This is a genomic window from Microbacterium thalassium, assembly GCF_014208045.1.
In the GTDB taxonomy this organism is placed as follows: domain Bacteria; phylum Actinomycetota; class Actinomycetes; order Actinomycetales; family Microbacteriaceae; genus Microbacterium; species Microbacterium thalassium.
Map to the genome: position 1 here is coordinate 586,288 of NZ_JACHML010000001.1, position 14,579 is coordinate 600,866.

Annotated in this window: 15 protein-coding genes; 8 read left to right on the forward strand and 7 right to left on the reverse strand. The window is 69.7% G+C overall.

Going from position 1 to position 14,579, the window contains the following annotated elements; genetic code table 11:
* Positions 1 to 5: 5 nt before the first annotated feature.
* Positions 6 to 791 carry a hypothetical protein gene (locus HD594_RS02725; protein WP_184749491.1) on the forward strand — a complete coding sequence of 262 codons (786 nt, stop codon included), beginning with the start codon at positions 6 to 8 and terminating at the stop codon, positions 789 to 791.
* Positions 792 to 803: 12 nt separating this feature from the next.
* Here HD594_RS02725 and HD594_RS02730 read toward each other — a convergent pair whose 3' ends face one another.
* The 3 genes from HD594_RS02730 to HD594_RS02740 all read right to left on the reverse strand — a co-directional run bounded on the left by HD594_RS02730 (position 804) and on the right by HD594_RS02740 (position 4,077).
* Positions 804 to 1,718, reverse strand: a complete 915-nt coding sequence (locus HD594_RS02730; protein ID WP_184749493.1) for a glycine betaine ABC transporter substrate-binding protein — start codon at positions 1,716 to 1,718, stop codon at positions 804 to 806.
* 137 nt (positions 1,719 to 1,855) lie between these two features.
* Positions 1,856 to 2,764, reverse strand: coding sequence for an ABC transporter permease (locus HD594_RS02735; RefSeq protein ID WP_184749494.1), 909 nt, complete (start codon positions 2,762 to 2,764; stop codon positions 1,856 to 1,858).
* Positions 2,764 to 4,077 carry a quaternary amine ABC transporter ATP-binding protein gene (locus HD594_RS02740; protein ID WP_184749496.1) on the reverse strand — a complete coding sequence of 438 codons (1,314 nt, stop codon included), beginning with the start codon at positions 4,075 to 4,077 and terminating at the stop codon, positions 2,764 to 2,766. Before HD594_RS02740 ends, HD594_RS02735 begins: the two co-directional genes overlap by 1 nt.
* Positions 4,078 to 4,463: 386 nt before the next feature.
* On the opposite strand from HD594_RS02740, the gene HD594_RS02745 reads away from it, so the two are divergent.
* Genes HD594_RS02745 through HD594_RS02755 form a run of 3 tightly spaced genes read left to right on the forward strand, consistent with a single transcriptional unit; the run spans position 4,464 to position 6,462 of the window.
* Positions 4,464 to 4,862, forward strand: coding sequence for a GntR family transcriptional regulator (locus HD594_RS02745; RefSeq protein WP_184749499.1), 399 nt, complete (start codon positions 4,464 to 4,466; stop codon positions 4,860 to 4,862).
* Positions 4,859 to 5,770 carry an ABC transporter ATP-binding protein gene (locus HD594_RS02750; RefSeq protein ID WP_184749501.1) on the forward strand — a complete coding sequence of 304 codons (912 nt, stop codon included), beginning with the start codon at positions 4,859 to 4,861 and terminating at the stop codon, positions 5,768 to 5,770. The genes HD594_RS02745 and HD594_RS02750 overlap by 4 nt, the downstream gene beginning before the upstream one ends.
* Positions 5,767 to 6,462 (forward strand): hypothetical protein, encoded by a 696-nt coding sequence (locus tag HD594_RS02755; RefSeq protein WP_184749502.1) that lies wholly within the window; start codon positions 5,767 to 5,769, stop codon positions 6,460 to 6,462. The genes HD594_RS02750 and HD594_RS02755 overlap by 4 nt, the downstream gene beginning before the upstream one ends.
* Before the next feature lie 21 nt (positions 6,463 to 6,483).
* Here HD594_RS02755 and HD594_RS02760 read toward each other — a convergent pair whose 3' ends face one another.
* Entirely contained in the window at positions 6,484 to 6,777 is a 294-nt protein-coding gene (locus tag HD594_RS02760) for a chorismate mutase (RefSeq protein ID WP_184749504.1), read from the reverse strand.
* Positions 6,778 to 6,864: 87 nt separating this feature from the next.
* Between HD594_RS02760 and HD594_RS02765 the strand changes: the two genes are divergently transcribed.
* Complete coding sequence (locus tag HD594_RS02765) at positions 6,865 to 8,004, forward strand: AI-2E family transporter (RefSeq protein ID WP_184749506.1); 1,140 nt, start codon at positions 6,865 to 6,867, stop codon at positions 8,002 to 8,004.
* A 7-nt stretch (positions 8,005 to 8,011) separates the two neighbouring features.
* Here HD594_RS02765 and HD594_RS02770 read toward each other — a convergent pair whose 3' ends face one another.
* Positions 8,012 to 9,193, reverse strand: a complete 1,182-nt coding sequence (locus HD594_RS02770) for a lactonase family protein (RefSeq protein ID WP_184749508.1) — start codon at positions 9,191 to 9,193, stop codon at positions 8,012 to 8,014.
* Position 9,194: 1 nt separating this feature from the next.
* Complete coding sequence (locus HD594_RS02775) at positions 9,195 to 10,481, reverse strand: adenylosuccinate synthase (RefSeq protein ID WP_184749510.1); 1,287 nt, start codon at positions 10,479 to 10,481, stop codon at positions 9,195 to 9,197.
* A gap of 80 nt (positions 10,482 to 10,561) precedes the next feature.
* Here HD594_RS02775 and HD594_RS02780 point away from each other — a divergent pair, with 80 nt between their 5' ends.
* Positions 10,562 to 11,329 carry a Pr6Pr family membrane protein gene (locus HD594_RS02780; RefSeq protein WP_184749512.1) on the forward strand — a complete coding sequence of 256 codons (768 nt, stop codon included), beginning with the start codon at positions 10,562 to 10,564 and terminating at the stop codon, positions 11,327 to 11,329.
* Here the strand turns inward: HD594_RS02780 and HD594_RS02785 are convergent.
* Positions 11,263 to 12,210 carry a DUF1214 domain-containing protein gene (locus HD594_RS02785; RefSeq protein WP_184749513.1) on the reverse strand — a complete coding sequence of 316 codons (948 nt, stop codon included), beginning with the start codon at positions 12,208 to 12,210 and terminating at the stop codon, positions 11,263 to 11,265. The two genes, HD594_RS02780 and HD594_RS02785, sit on opposite strands and share 67 nt — an antisense overlap.
* Positions 12,211 to 12,307: 97 nt before the next feature.
* On the opposite strand from HD594_RS02785, the gene HD594_RS02790 reads away from it, so the two are divergent.
* Positions 12,308 to 13,045 (forward strand): Pr6Pr family membrane protein, encoded by a 738-nt coding sequence (locus HD594_RS02790; RefSeq protein ID WP_184749514.1) that lies wholly within the window; start codon positions 12,308 to 12,310, stop codon positions 13,043 to 13,045.
* A gap of 50 nt (positions 13,046 to 13,095) precedes the next feature.
* Positions 13,096 to 14,538: an argininosuccinate synthase gene (gene argG / locus HD594_RS02795; RefSeq protein ID WP_184749515.1), complete on the forward strand. Its 1,443-nt coding sequence runs from the start codon at positions 13,096 to 13,098 to the stop codon at positions 14,536 to 14,538.
* Positions 14,539 to 14,579: the final 41 nt, after the last annotated feature.

The following is a 14,579-nucleotide window of genomic DNA, read 5'->3' on the forward strand; positions in this document are numbered from 1 at the left end:
CCGACGTGGAGCCGTTCCTGGAGTTCCTCGGGCACTACTGGTGGCTCGTGTTCCCGCTCATGGGCGTGCTCGCGTCCGTCGGCAACGCGTGGGAGCGCAGCGCCCGGCGGCGCCATCGCCGGCGCCTCGAGATCATCAAGGCCAAGGGCGAGGTCTCGGCGGCGAAGGCCGCGGCGAATGGTCGCGCTCGCACCGGGCCCGGTGCCCCGGAGGTCGCGTCCTCGGACCCGCCGGCTCCCGCCGATCCCCAGCACGCGCAGCTGGAGCGACTCTTCGCCGCCCACGACGACGTCACCCGCCGGTGGCTCGAGTACGAGCTGGACGTGGCGAAGATGATCGCGTTCCCGGCCATGAGCGACGGCCGGCAGCCCCTCACGGCGGCGTTCCTGCGCGCGAAGAAGGAGGCCGACCGCCTGCGTCCGGCGTCGGCGACCGGGAAGCTCTCGCCCGAGCAGCTCCGCGAGTACCGGACGTCGGTAACCGACTACGAGGTCGCGTTCGACGTCGCCGAGCGCGAGGCGCGCCGCGTGCGCGACTCCGGGTTCACCGCGAGCGAGCGCAAGCGCCTCGACACCGCGAAGCAGCTGCTCACGGTCGCGGTCGACCAGGCGGCGACCCCCGCCGAGCGCCAGCTCGCGTACCGCCGCGTGCGGGACGAGCTCGACGGGCTGCTCGCCCTGTCGGACGACGCCATCGAGGTGCTCGAGCAGAAGGTCGCGCTCGAGCTGCCCGCAGAGCCCGACCCCCGGAACGGACAGGAGCGGACGGCCCGAAGGCCGCCCGCTCCCTGAGAGCTCCTGGGATCAGGAGGTCAGACCGTCGACGAACTCCTGGTTCTCGGCGATCCAGTCCTGCACGACGGGGAGGTAGTCGTCACCGTCGTACTGGTTGAACATGGCGTCCTCGAGCGAGTACAGCAGCTCGCTGTCCATCGCCCAGTTCGAGAGCCACTCGTTGACCTCGGGGAAGTCCTCGGCGAAGGACGAAGCGGTCACCGTGTGGATGCCCTCGGCGTCGCCCAGCAGACCCTGCGGGTCCTCGAGGTCCTTGATCGGGAAGGCGTTGTACGCCCAGTGCGGACGCCACAGGGTGACGACGATGTTCTCGCCGGCGTCGGTGGCGCTGGTGAGCTCGGCCAGCATGGCCGGCGTCGACGACTCGATGAGGGTCATGTCGTCCAGACCGTAACCGGGGACGACCTCCTCGCCGGTGATGCGCATGAGGCCCGAGCCGGGCTCGATGCCGACGATCTCGTTGTTGAAGTCGTCCGCCGCGGCGGCGAGCTCGTCGAGCGAGTCGATCGGGGCGTCCTCGTTCACCGCGATGGTGAGCTTGGCCTCGTCGTTCCAGGCGCCGAGGTCCACGACGTCGTCACCGTACTGCTCCATGTAGTCGGAGTGGGTGATCGGCAGCCACGTGTCGAGCACGAGGTCGAAGTCGCCGCCCGCGAGGCCGGCGTAGACCGGTGCGACGTCGGCGTACGTCAGCTCGACGTCGTAGCCCTTGTCCTCGAGGATCGCCTGCCACAGGTAGGACGCGGCGATGCCCTCGTCCCAGCCGTTGAAGACGGCGAGCTCGATGGCGCGGTCGGCGCCGCCGGTGCTCTCGCCCGAGTCGGACGCGCCCGAGTCGGTGGTGCTCGCGCAGCCCGTGAGGGCCAGGGCTGCCGCGCCGGCGAGGGCGATGCCGGCGACGAGGTTCTTTCTCTTGGTCATCATGATGACGTCCTCTCCATCCGCGTTGCTGTCCGCGGATCGGTCGTTGTCTGTCAGACGCGCGTGTCTCGCGCGTCTCCGGCGGGCTGATGGACCCGCCTGGTCTGTGTGGGCGGATGCGTCGGCATCCGCGCGTGTTGTCAGGCCGTCGCCGCCGGAAGCGGCTGAGCCGTCTCGCTCGAGGTGCTCGAACCGCGGACGGGCTTGCCGACGCCGCGCCTGCGATCCGGATTCGCCAGCGCCGACGTGATGCGGTCGAGGATCATCGCGAGGATGACCACCGAGATGCCCGCCTCGAACCCGAGGCCGACGTCGATGCGGCCGATCGCGCGCACGATCTCGCCGCCGAGTCCGCCGGCGCCGACCATGCCGGCGATGACGACCATCGACAGGCTGAGCATGATGACCTGGTTGACACCGGCCATGATGCTGGGCAGGGCCAGCGGCAGCTGGATCTGGCGGAGGATGCGGCCCGGCGTCGCGCCGAACGCGTTGCCGGCCTCGACGACCTCGGTGTCCACACCGCGGATGCCGAGCTCGGTGAGCCGGACGCCCGGGGCGAGGGCGAACAGGATGGTCGCGATCATGCCGGGGACCGCACCCACGCCGAAGAAGATGATGGCGGGGATGAGGTAGACGAATGCCGGCATCGTCTGCAGGAAGTCGAGGACCGGGCGCACCGCGCGCGACACGTGGTCGTTGCGGGCCGCCCAGATGCCGACCGGGATGCTGATCGCCGTCGCGATCGCAGAGGCCACCAGCACGAGCGCCAGGGTGTCCATCGCCGTCTCCCACTGGTCGAGCAGGACGATGAGCAGCAGGCCGAGCGCGGTTCCGAGGGCCAGCTTCCAGCCCTTCACCCAGTACGCGACGGCGGCGATCACGATGATGATCACCCAGAACGGCGGCGTGACGAGCAGCCAGGCCAGCCCGTCGTAGACGACGCCGAGCACGGTGGCGATCGCGTCGAACAGCCATCCGAAGACGTCGCCGAGGAAGTCGACGAACGCCTCGACCCAGTCACCGAGGGGAATGCGGAAGTTCTCCATCACACGCCTCCTTCCGTCGCGGCCTCAGCCGGCACGGCGGCCTCCCCGCCGCCGACGGCGGCCAGGGTCAGGTCGAGCTCCTGCGCCGACGCCGCGGGCACGGTGTCGACGATCGGGATCGAGCGGGTCTCGGGCGCGACGTTGCCCAGCGCCGCGAGGAGCGTCACGCGGGGGATCACGCCGACGAGGCGGTCGGTGCTGTCGACGACGGCGACCGGCACGTGGGACTCGACGGAGCGGTCGACGACCTCGGTGAGCGGGTCGTCGGGGTGCACGGTCGGCTGCACGTTCTCGATGAGGCTGCGCAGGTCGGTTCGGCCCTCCTTGACGGCGCGGATGACCGATCGATCGGTGACCGCGCCGACGAACTTGAGGTTCTCGACGATCGACACCGAGCTGGCCTGACGGTCGCGCATGACCTTGAGGGCGCCGCGCACGCCGGCGTGGAGCGTGGAGACCGCGGTGGGCTGCTCCATGACGGATGCGGCCGTGAGCACGCGCGCACGGTCGACGTCCTGGACGAACTGCGCCACGTAGTCGTTCGCCGGGTCGGTGAGGATCTCCTCCGGCGTGCCGTTCTGCACGATGCGGCCGTCGCGCATGACCGCAATGCGGTCGCCGAGGAACATCGCCTCGTTCAGGTCGTGCGTGATGAACACGATCGTGCGGCCGAGCTCCTGCTGCAGGGTGATCAGCTGCTCCTGCATCTCGCGGCGGATCAGCGGGTCGAGGGCCGAGAAGGCCTCGTCCATCAGCATGATGTCGGTGCCCGCGGTCAGCGCACGCGCGAGACCCACGCGCTGCTGCATGCCGCCCGACAGCTCATGGGGCATCGCCGACGAGCGGTCGCCGAGACCGACCTTCTCGAGGATCTCCTGCGCGCGCGCCCGGCGCTCCTCCTTGCCGACGCCCTGGATCTCGAGGCCGTAGGCGGCGTTGTCGAGCACCGAGAGGTGCGGCAGCAGCGCGAAGTGCTGGAACACCATCGAGACGTGGCGCTGACGGATCTCGCGCAGCTCCTTCGGCGACGCCTCGCCGATGCTGTTGCCCTGGACGACGACATCGCCCTCGGTCGGCGGGTTCAGGCCGTTGAGCATGCGGATGATGGTGGACTTGCCCGAGCCGGACAGGCCCATGATCACGAAGATCTCGCCCTTGTTGACGGTGAAGCTCGCGTCGATGACGGCGGCCGTTCCGGCGTCCGCGACATCGCTGCGGCTCTCGCCCGCCTCGAGACGGCGGACGACGTCCTGGGGGTTCTTTCCGAAGATCTTGTAGAGATTTCGCGCTTCAAGAGCGACTTCGACGGTCACGTTCTCACCTCGGCGGCGCGGCGAACCACGCTCTGCATCGGTTTCGTCCGGGTCGGGATCATCGGCGTCGGCAGCAGGTTCTCAAAACCGGCGACACTCCGGCGGGACACATCGGGAGCCCGTCAAGACCGCCGACCATACGCCTCGCGTCGCGCGAATCCCCCCGGGGAATGTCGTGCGCTCCGCAGCCGCGGACTGGTCGTCAGTGGGCGCTGTGGCCCGCTTCGACGGTATCCACGTTGCTCCGAGGCCGCAAACGGGCGAAACGTCGCTCGCTGTGCTATCGCGCACGCGCGGGCATCCTGGTGCGGCAGAACGAGGTTGACAACATCTGCGTAACTGTTGCATGGTTAGTTAGTCAACTAATGAACCAGTGAGGAATGCGCATGGTCGACGAAGGACGCGCGATCTTCGTCCAGATCGCCGAGGCGGTCGAGGACGCGATCGTCGAGGGGACCCTCGGCGAAGAGGAGCGCGCGCCCTCGACCAACGAGCTGGCCGCCTTCCACCGCATCAATCCCGCCACCGCGGCGAAGGGAGTGAACATGCTCGTCGACAAGGGCGTCCTCTACAAGCGACGCGGCGTCGGGATGTTCGTCTCCCCCGGCGCCCGCGAGCGGCTGCTGGCCGAGCGCCGCGCCGCCTTCACCGATCGCTTCCTCGCCCCGCTGCTCGCCGAGGCCCGCAAGCTCGGCCTGACTCCGGACGACGTCGCCGCGCTGATCGGCGCGGCCGCGGCATCCGACCCTGTTTCGACCACCCCGACCGAAAGGACCCAGCGATGACCGCCGTCATCGAGGTGTCGCACCTCACGAAGCGCTACGGCGACACGATCGCCGTCGACGACGTGGACCTCGCCATCGAGAAGGACACGATCTACGGCCTGCTCGGCCGCAACGGCGCCGGCAAGACCACGCTCATGTCGATCCTCACGGCCCAGAACTTCGCCACGGCCGGCGAGATCCGCGTGTTCGGCCAGCACCCGTACGAGAACGCCCACGTGCTCTCGCGCATGTGCTTCATGCGCGAGAGCCAGAAGTATCCCGACGACGCCACCGCCAAGCACGCCCTCGCGACCGCCCGGCTGTTCTTCCCCAACTGGGACCAGGACCTCGCCGAGCGCCTCGTCGAGGACTTCCAGCTGCCGCTGAACCGTCGGATCAAGAAGCTGTCGCTGGGTCAGACCTCGGCGGTCGCCGTCATCATCGGCCTCGCGTCGCGCGCCGAGATCACGTTCTTCGACGAGCCGTATCTGGGCCTCGACGCCGTCGCACGTCAGATCTTCTACGACCGGCTGCTCGAGGACTACTCCGAGCACCCGCGGACGATCATCCTGTCCAGCCACCTGATCGACGAGGTCGCGAGTCTCATCGAGCGCGTCCTCGTCATCGACCGGGGCCGCATCATCCTGGACGAGGAGACGGATGCCGTCCGCGAGCAGGCCGCGACCATCGTGGGCGACGCCGTCGCCGTCGACGCCTTCACCGCGGGACGCGAGGTGATCCACCGAGAGACCCTCGGCCGCGTCGCGTCCGTGACGGTCATCGGGCGGCTCACGGCCGAGGATCGCGCGGAGCTCGACGCCGCCGGCCTCGACATCGGCCCGGTGTCTCTTCAGCAGCTCATCGTGCGCAAGACGCAGCACGCCCACGGCGCGGAGGACCGCGCCGCGTCCGAAGGAGCACTCCGATGACCCGCATCCTCAACGTCATCCGCATGCAGCTGGTCAACCGCGCCGCCTTCGTGTGGATCCCGGTGATCATCCTGTTCGGATCCCTCACGATGACGCTCGCGGTCTACGCGATCATCGCGTCGTCGGGCATCCCCGGCCCCTACTACGGCGGGGGCGCCCAGGCGCCGCTGTGGTACTTCGGCGTCGTCGGCATCCAGGCCCTCGCCCTGACCTTCCCGTTCTCGCAGGCGATGAGCGTCACGCGCCGGGAGTTCTTCCTCGGCACGATCCTCACCGCGATGCTCACCTCGGCGATCCTGGCCGCGGTGTTCGTCGTCGGCGGCTTCCTCGAGGAGGCGACCGCCGGCTGGGGCATGCAAGGCTACTTCTTCCTGCTGCCGTGGGTGTGGGAGGCGGGACCGGCCGCCGCCGGGCTGTTCTTCTTCGCCCTGACGCTGACGTTCTTCATCGTGGGGTTCTGGATCGCCACGGTGTACCGGCGCTTCGGGTCGCTCGCGCTGACGCTGCTGCTGGTGGGCCTCGGCGCTCTCCTGGTCGCCGCCCTGTTCGTGATCGCGCGCCTGAACGCGTGGGCCGACGTCTTCGCGTGGTTCGCGGAGCTGGGCGCGCTGGGGCTCGGCCTGTGGGGCCTGGTCCTCGTGGTGGTGCTCGGCGGCGTCTCGTTCCTGACGCTGCGCCGCGCGACCGTCTGACGCAGCCGCCCGCCGTCGACGTCAGCGGGCGTCGGCGGCGGCGGTGTGGTGGCGGATGACCTCGGCCACCACGAAGTTGAACCACTTCTCGGCGAAGGCGGGATCGAGGTCCGCCTCCTCGGCGAGGCGACGCAGACGCGCGACCTGCTGCTCCTCGCGGGCGGGGTCCGACGGCGGCATGCCGTGCTCGGCCTTGAGCTGACCGACCTGCTTGGTCGCCTTGAAGCGCTCGGCCAGAAGGTGGATGAGCGCGGCGTCGATGTTGTCGATGCTGCCGCGCAAGCGCATCAGCGTCGTCGTGGGATCTTCGTTCATGGCACCCTCCTGGCCACGACGATACCTCGCCCGCGACACGGCGAATCGGCATAGTACGCAGCGTTACGTCACCCCTAGAGTGTGACCATGACCGACGCGAACCCGACCGCTCCGTCCTCGGCCGAGAGCGCCGCGCCTCCGAGCGTCCCGACGTCCGGCCTGCGGGCATCCTTGGAACGATGGGCGAACCTGAACAACCCGTTCGCGGTCGGCTTCACCCTCACCCTCGGCGGCCTCGTCGCGCTCGTCCTCGGCCTCGCGGTGGGGAGCCTGTCGACGATCATCATCTACATCGCGCTGGCGCTGTTCGTGGCTCTCGGCCTCGACCCGGCTGTTCGCATGCTCGAACGGCGCAAGGTCGCCCGCTCGTGGTCGATCGTCATCGTGTACTCCGCGTTCGCGATCGTGCTCGCCGGCGTCCTGCTGCTGATCATCCCGACGGTGATCTCGCAGATCGCCCAGTTCGTCAAGGACATCCCGACGATCGTCAGCGATTTCCAGCAGACAGACGTTTACGGGTGGCTGACGTCGATGTGGGGCGATCCGATCGAGACGCTCACGAGCGAGATCGAGAAGTTCATCTCGGATCCCGGCAACATCGCCAGCGTCGGTGGCGGCGTGCTGCAGGTCGTCGCCGGCATCGGGACGGCTATCTCGGGCGGCATCATCGTCATCGTCCTCAGCCTGTACTTCCTGGCGTCGCTGGGGTCGATGAAGCAGGCGATGTACCAGCTGGCGCCCGCGCACAGCCGCCCCAAGTTCGCCGACCTCACCGAGCAGATCACCGACTCGATCGGCGGCTACCTCGTCGGAATGGTGATGCTCGCGTTCTTCAACGCCACGTTCACGTTCATCATGTACCTGCTGCTCGGCCTTCAGTTCGCTGCGCTGATGGCGGTCACGTCGTTCTGCATCACGATCATCCCCCTCGTGGGACCCGTGCTGTTCTGGATCATCGGCTCGACCGTCGCGCTGTTCCTCAATCCGGTGGCCGCACTGGTGTTCGCAATCGCCTATCTCATCTACATGCAGATCGAGGCATACGTGCTCACGCCGCGGGTCATGAACAAGGCGGTCTCGGTTCCCGGCTCGCTTGTGGTGATCGGCGCACTGGTCGGCGGAACCCTGCTCGGACTGCTGGGCGCGCTCGTCGCGGTGCCCGTGACCGCCTCGATCCTGCTCATCATCAAGCAGGTGTGGATACCCAAGCAGGACGCGAAGGTCTGACCGGCCCTCAGTCGCGGGCCGGCAGAAGGCAGGTCGGGCTCCCGGCCGTCACCCGATGCCGCACGCGGCCCGGCGCGCCCGTGCGCGCATCGAGCGCGAGCGAGGCGATCTCGTCCGACAGCTGACCGCCCACCAGAAGCGTGTCGCGGACGACGATGTGGTGGCGCGGCCAGTCCACGCCCGCCTCGGCGAGCGCGACGGGCTCGAGACGCGAGCCGTCGCCGCGCACCCGCAGCGTCGCGATCGTGTTGCTCCCCCGCACGCCGGCGTACAGGAACCCGCCGTCGCGCGACGAAGCGAGTTCCGCGGCGCCGTCACCCGGCAGCGTTCCGGCCCCGAGAGGCGTCCCCGCGACGACGCGCCACGCGCCCTCGCGATCCGCGGCGAGCGCGAACACCTCGCACGACAGCTCGCCGATCACGTACAGGTGACCGCTGGGGTGCCATACGGTGTGGCGCGGGCCGCAGCCCTTCGGCAGGGCGACGCTCTGCACGAGCCTCAGCCCCTCGGGCCGCGCCCGCCAGATCCGCACGACGTCGCGGCCCATGTCGGTCGTGGCCACCAGCCCTCCGTCGAGGTAGCGGGCCTGGTGAGCGCGCGACGGGCGTTCGGCGCCCTCGCCGGGCGCGGCATCCGTCTGCACATCGTCGGGGAGGTCGTGGTCGGGCACGAGGTGCGCGTATTCGTCGCCGGCCGCCTCGCGGAGCGCCCGAGCCGCCGCGGCGAGATCGGGATCGGCGTCGGGCGTGCCCGGGGCGGCATCCGCCCCGTACGGGTCGACGGTGACCGGCGCGATCGACGGCCGCGCGGGGCGACCCGCGGCATCCAGCGCCATGCGCACGAGCCGTCCGTCCCCCCAGCAGCTGGCCAGCAGCGAGCCGCCGTCGGGCGCCACCGCGATGTGGCAGGTCAGGTCGCCGGCGGGCACGGCGTCGCCGAGCCGCGCGAAGGAGTCCTCGCCGGTGCGCCGGAACGCCTGCACGGCCCCCTCGCCCTCGAGCGCCGCGTAGACGACGTCGAGCGTCGGGTGCGCGGCGAGCCATGACGGCGAGGCCGCATCGGCGACGGAGTCGGTGTACGCGAGCTGTCCGCCGGCGAGCGGGGAGTCGGCGTCGCCGGCGCGCAGCATCCCGATCCCCGAGGCGTGACCGTCCATGTCGGCGGTGTAGCCGCCGATCCAGAAGCGCACGTCAGTCGATCAGGTCGTGGCGCACGATCACGGCGTCGCGCGCCGGGCCGACGCCGATGACCGAGATGCGCGTGCCGCTCATCGCCTCGAGCGCGAGGACGTAGTCCTGAGCCGCCTTCGGGAGCTCCTCGAACGTGCGGGCGGTCGAGATGTCCTCCTTCCAGCCGGGCAGGTACTCGAGGATCGGCGTGGCGTGGTGGAAGTCCGACTGGTTGACCGGGACCTCGTCGAAGCGCGTGCCGTCGACGTCGTACGCGACGCACACCGGGATCTCGTCGAGGCCGGTGAGGATGTCGAGCTTGGTGAGCACGAGGTCGGTGATGCCGTTGATGCGGGTGGCGTACCGCGTGATCGGGGCGTCGTACCAGCCGACCCGCCGCGGGCGGCCGGTGGTGGTGCCGAACTCGAAGCCGCGCGAGCGCAGCCAGTCGCCCTGCTCGTCGAACAGCTCGGTCGGGAACGGTCCCGAGCCCACGCGCGTCGTGTACGCCTTGACGATGCCCACGATGCGGTCGAGACGCTTGGGGCCGACGCCCGACCCGGTCGCGGCGCCGCCGGCGGTCGCCGACGAGGACGTGACGAACGGGTAGGTGCCGTGGTCGACGTCGAGCATCGTGGCCTGGCCGCCCTCGAACACGACGACGTCACCGGCGTCGAGCGCCTCGTTCAGCAGCAGCGACGTGTCGGCGACCATCGGCCGGAGGCGCTCGGTGTATGACAGCAGGTCGTCGACGATCTCGTCGACCGTGATCGCCCGGCGGTTGAAGACCTTCACGAGCAGGTGGTTCTTCTGGTCGAGGGCGCCCTCGACCTTCTGGCGCAGGATGTTCTCGTCGAAGAGGTCCTGGACGCGGATGCCGACGCGGTTGATCTTGTCGGCATAGGCCGGGCCGATGCCGCGGCCGGTCGTGCCGATCTGGCGCTTGCCGAGGAAACGCTCGCTGACCTTGTCGAGTGTCCGGTGGTAGTGCGTGATGATGTGCGCGTTGGCGCTGATGCGCAGGCGCGAGGTGTCGAGTCCGCGGGCGTTCAGCGCCTTCAGCTCGTTGAAGAGCACCTCGAGGTCGACCACGACGCCGTTGCCGATGACCGGGTGGACCCCCGGCGACAGGATGCCGCTGGGCAGCAGGTGCAGGGCGTACTTCTCGTCGCCGATCACCACGGTGTGTCCGGCGTTGTTGCCGCCGTTGAACTTCACGACCCAGTCGGTGCGGTCCCCGAGCAGGTCTGTCGCCTTGCCCTTGCCCTCATCGCCCCACTGGACGCCGACGATCACGATGCCTGGCATGGCCCACTCCCCCGTTGTCGGACGGTTACACCCGATCCTATCGGGGCGGCGCCCGCGAGCCCGCCGATAGTGTGGCCGACATGACGCGCACGCCCTGGTGGGAGCAGACCTGGTCCATCGTCCGGCTGCTGACGGCGGGGCTGATCGCCGCCGCGGTGATCGCGCAGGCGCAGGTGACGATCGGCGGCGCGATCGACGACGGCCGCGACGTCGGCACGACCATCGTCAACTTCTTCAGCTTCTTCACGATCCTCTCCAACGTCTCGTCGGCGATCGTCCTCGCGTGGGCGGCGGTCTGGCTGTGGACGAGGGGAACGGGTCCCGGTGCCGACCGCATCCGGGTCGAGCCCACGGCGATCGCGGTGGCGCTCGCGTGCGTCTCGACCTACATGATCGTCACCGGCATCGTCTACAACACCCTGCTGCGGCACATCGAACTTCCCCAGGGCACGACGGTGCCGTGGTCGAACGAGATCCTCCACGTGGTCGGCCCGGCCGTGCTGCTCCTGGATGTGCTGCTCGGCCCGCGCCGGCGGGCACTCGGCTGGGGCACGATCGGCGCCGTCGTGGTCTTCCCGATCGTGTGGGTCGGTTACACGCTGGTGCGCGGTCCCCTCACGGTGAACCCGGTGACGAATGCCGGATGGTGGTACCCGTACCCGTTCCTGGACCCGAATGTGCAGGACGGATACGCCGGCGTCGCGGTGTACGTCGTCGGGATCGCGGCCGCGATCGCGATCGTGGCGTGGGCCGTGGTCGGGGTCGGACGCCGTCGCGGGGCTCAGCCGACCGGCTCGATCGCCGGCAGCGTCCAGGAGCCGTCGGCCAGCGCCCCCCTCGGACGGTAGAAGCGCACGACGGCGTTCCATCCCTCGGGCACCGGGATCGCGTTCGGTGCCGTCGTCTCGCGGTCGGCGGTGAACCGGACCGTCACCGCGCCGTCGGCGTCCGGGATGCCGGTCACGCTGTTGACCGTGTAGCGCCCCGCGGGGTTCTCGGCGAAGAAGCCCCCTGCGTCGTAGACGGACACGGACCAGAACGCGTCGACGGGGACATCCCGCATCACCAGCGTGTACTCCCCCGGTTCGAGGCCGGGGTTGATGGCCGAGTAGATCGCCTCGGAGTTCGGCAGGCCGCCCCATCCCGACGCGGTGCCGACCAGGTGCCGCACCGGGTCGACCTCGTGGGGCGTCCCGAACGCGCGCTCGTAGTCGCTCATGCCCGCGGCGAGCGCCAGCAGCGCCTCGCGCGTGGCGTCCATGCTCGCGGTGTCGTAGTCGGGCATGACGAAGGGGCGCGACGCCCCCGCCGCGACGCGCAGCCCGTCCTGCAGAGCGGCGACGGCGTCGAGGTCGGCGGGATCCAGCGGATCGACGAGGATGCGCACCGCGACGAGCGCGTAGTCGGAGCCGCAGTTCTCGGCCGTGAGCGAGAAGTCGCCCGCCGCGTGATGGATGGCCATGACGTAGTGGTCCTGGTTGACGACCATCGCCGAGAGATACCGATCCCCGGCATCGGGAAGCGTGACGGTCGCGCCCTGGGACACGTCGATCAGCGCGAAGCTGTACAGCGTGTCGCGATTCATGCGGATGACGGTCTGCTGGTCGATCGGCGTCGGTGCGCGGTGATGGCCGAAGACGCCCACCCCGCCGGCGACGGCGGCCATCCCGGCGAACATGCGGTCGGTCTCGGCCCGGACGAAGTTGTCGACGTTGACGTGAATGCTCATGCCACCCACTGTCCTCCGGTCCGCGCCGACGCGGAATGCCGTTGGTCCCGCGAGCGCGCCCCTTCCGCCGGATGCGCGGATGCCCCACACTGAGCGCATGCTCTGGGCCTGGGTGCGGATCGCCGGCGCCGTCGCCGCCGCGTCGGGCTTCATCGCTGGACTGATCGTCAATGTCGCGCGGGCACGGCGATTCGGCGAGGACCTCGGCGCGGTCCTGGCGAACTACCTCAGCTTCCTCACGATCTTCACGACGCTCCTCGTGGTGATCGTCCTCATCGTCGCGGCGGTCTGGTCGCTCCGGCATCCGGGCACCTCGCCCGAGCCCTTCGCCATCGCGCTCAGCATGGCGGTCGTGACAGCGCCGACGCTGCTCGTCGGCGCGGTCTACAACCTCCTGCTGCGCGGACTCCCCTCCGAGGCGGCCCTCACCGATCCGCCGTTCATCTTCGCCTGCGACAGGTACGCGATCGAGGTGCTGCACGTCGTGCTGCCGCTGTTCCTCGTCATCGACCTGCTCTTCGCGCCTCGGCGTCGCGGACTGCCGTGGTGGTCGCTCACCGTGCTGGTCGGGTATCCGCTGGTGTGGACGATCTACACGATGGTGCGCGGCGAGCTGGTCGCGAATCCCGACGGCAGCGCGCCGTGGTGGTACCCGTATCCGTTCCTCGACCCCCACGGCGACGGCGGATACGGCTCGGTGATGCTCTACATCGGCGGCATCACCGTCGCCTTCGTCGTCATCGGGTCGCTCATCATCGCGATCGGCCGGTTCCGGCACCGGCGCGCGCTGCGGCGCGCCGGTGCGGCGGCCGCCGTCGACGCGACCGCGGCCTGAGTGCGTCACCGTGCCGGGCGGCGGGCGCGCGCTCGGTAGAATTGTGACCCATGTCCAAGGTGCTTGAGTCCCTGCCCGTCGGCGAGCGCGTCGGCATCGCCTTCTCGGGAGGTCTCGACACCTCCGTGGCCGTCGCGTGGATGCGCGACAAGGGCGCGATCCCCTGCACGTACACGGGCGACCTCGGGCAGCCCGACGAGGACGACATCGAGTCGATCCCGGGCCGCGCCCTCGAGTACGGCGCCGAGGTCTCGCGCCTGATCGACTGCAAGACCGCGCTCGTCGAAGAGGGCTTCGGCGCGCTCGCGTGCGGCGCCTTCCACATCCGCTCGGGCGGCCGCACCTACTTCAACACCACGCCCATCGGCCGCGCCGTCACCGGCACGCTGCTGGTGCGCGCCATGAAGGAGGACGGCGTCGACATCTGGGGCGACGGGTCGACCTACAAGGGCAACGACATCGAGCGGTTCTACCGCTACGGACTGCTCGCCAACCCCGCGCTGCGCATCTACAAGCCCTGGCTCGACGCCGGGTTCGTCTCGGAGCTCGGCGGACGTCAGGAGATGAGCGAGTGGCTCGTCGAGCACGGCTTCCCCTACCGCGACTCGGCGGAGAAGGCCTATTCGACCGACGCGAACATCTGGGGCGCCACGCACGAGGCGAAGACGCTCGAGCACCTCGACGTCTCGCTCGAAGTCGTGGAGCCGATCATGGGCGTGCGCTTCTGGGATCCCGCCGTCGAGATCGAGACCGAGGACGTCACGGTGACGTTCGCGGACGGCCGGCCCGTCGCGCTGAACGGCGTGGAGTACACCGACCCGGTGCAGCTCGTCTTCGAGGCCAACCGTATCGGCGGCCGCCATGGCCTCGGCATGAGCGACCAGATCGAGAACCGCATCATCGAGGCGAAGTCGCGCGGCATCTACGAAGCGCCCGGCATGGCGCTGCTGTTCATCGCCTACGAGCGCCTCGTCAACGGCATCCTCAACGAGGACACCCTCGCGACGTACCACGAGCAGGGCCGCCGCCTCGGACGCCTCATGTACGAGGGCCGCTGGCTCGAGCCGCAGTCGCTCATGCTGCGCGAGTCCATCCAGAAGTGGGTCGGATCGACCATCTCGGGCACCGTCTCGCTGCGCCTGCGCCGCGGCGAGGACTACACGATCCTCGACACGACCGCCCCGCGCCTGTCGTACGCGCCCGAGAAGCTGTCGATGGAGCGGGTGGGCGACGCCGCCTTCGGCCCCACCGACCGCATCGGCCAGCTGACCATGCGCAACCTCGACATCGCCGACTCCCGCTCGAGCCTGGAGTTCTACGCGTCGCGCGGCATCATCGGCGGCGCCACCGGCGAGCTCGTGGGCTCGCTCGAGCAGGGCGCGGCCGACGAGATCACCGAGCACGCCGTGGAGTACAGCGCCGAGCGCGAGGAGCTCGCTGAGGCGACGGATGCCGTGAACGAAGCATCCGCCTTCGACGCCGGCACCGACTGACACCCCGCCTTTCGACGGTCGCCTTGGACCCGCACGCCGTC

What these genes read in the sequence shown, in the direction of transcription:
- HD594_RS02760 (WP_184749504.1), bottom strand. Translation starts at nt 6,777, where the DNA reads ATGAACGAAGATCCCACGACGACGCTGATGCGCTTGCGCGGCAGCATC.
- HD594_RS02780 (WP_184749512.1), top strand. Translation starts at nt 10,562, where the DNA reads ATGACGCGCACGCCCTGGTGGGAGCAGACCTGGTCCATCGTCCGGCTG.
- HD594_RS02790 (WP_184749514.1), top strand. Translation starts at nt 12,308, where the DNA reads ATGCTCTGGGCCTGGGTGCGGATCGCCGGCGCCGTCGCCGCCGCGTCG.
- HD594_RS02750 (WP_184749501.1), top strand. Translation starts at nt 4,859, where the DNA reads ATGACCGCCGTCATCGAGGTGTCGCACCTCACGAAGCGCTACGGCGAC.
- HD594_RS02745 (WP_184749499.1), top strand. Translation starts at nt 4,464, where the DNA reads ATGGTCGACGAAGGACGCGCGATCTTCGTCCAGATCGCCGAGGCGGTC.
- HD594_RS02785 (WP_184749513.1), bottom strand. Translation starts at nt 12,210, where the DNA reads ATGAGCATTCACGTCAACGTCGACAACTTCGTCCGGGCCGAGACCGAC.
- HD594_RS02735 (WP_184749494.1), bottom strand. Translation starts at nt 2,764, where the DNA reads ATGGAGAACTTCCGCATTCCCCTCGGTGACTGGGTCGAGGCGTTCGTC.
- HD594_RS02775 (WP_184749510.1), bottom strand. Translation starts at nt 10,481, where the DNA reads ATGCCAGGCATCGTGATCGTCGGCGTCCAGTGGGGCGATGAGGGCAAG.
- HD594_RS02730 (WP_184749493.1), bottom strand. Translation starts at nt 1,718, where the DNA reads ATGATGACCAAGAGAAAGAACCTCGTCGCCGGCATCGCCCTCGCCGGC.
- HD594_RS02755 (WP_184749502.1), top strand. Translation starts at nt 5,767, where the DNA reads ATGACCCGCATCCTCAACGTCATCCGCATGCAGCTGGTCAACCGCGCC.
- HD594_RS02765 (WP_184749506.1), top strand. Translation starts at nt 6,865, where the DNA reads ATGACCGACGCGAACCCGACCGCTCCGTCCTCGGCCGAGAGCGCCGCG.
- argG (WP_184749515.1), top strand. Translation starts at nt 13,096, where the DNA reads ATGTCCAAGGTGCTTGAGTCCCTGCCCGTCGGCGAGCGCGTCGGCATC.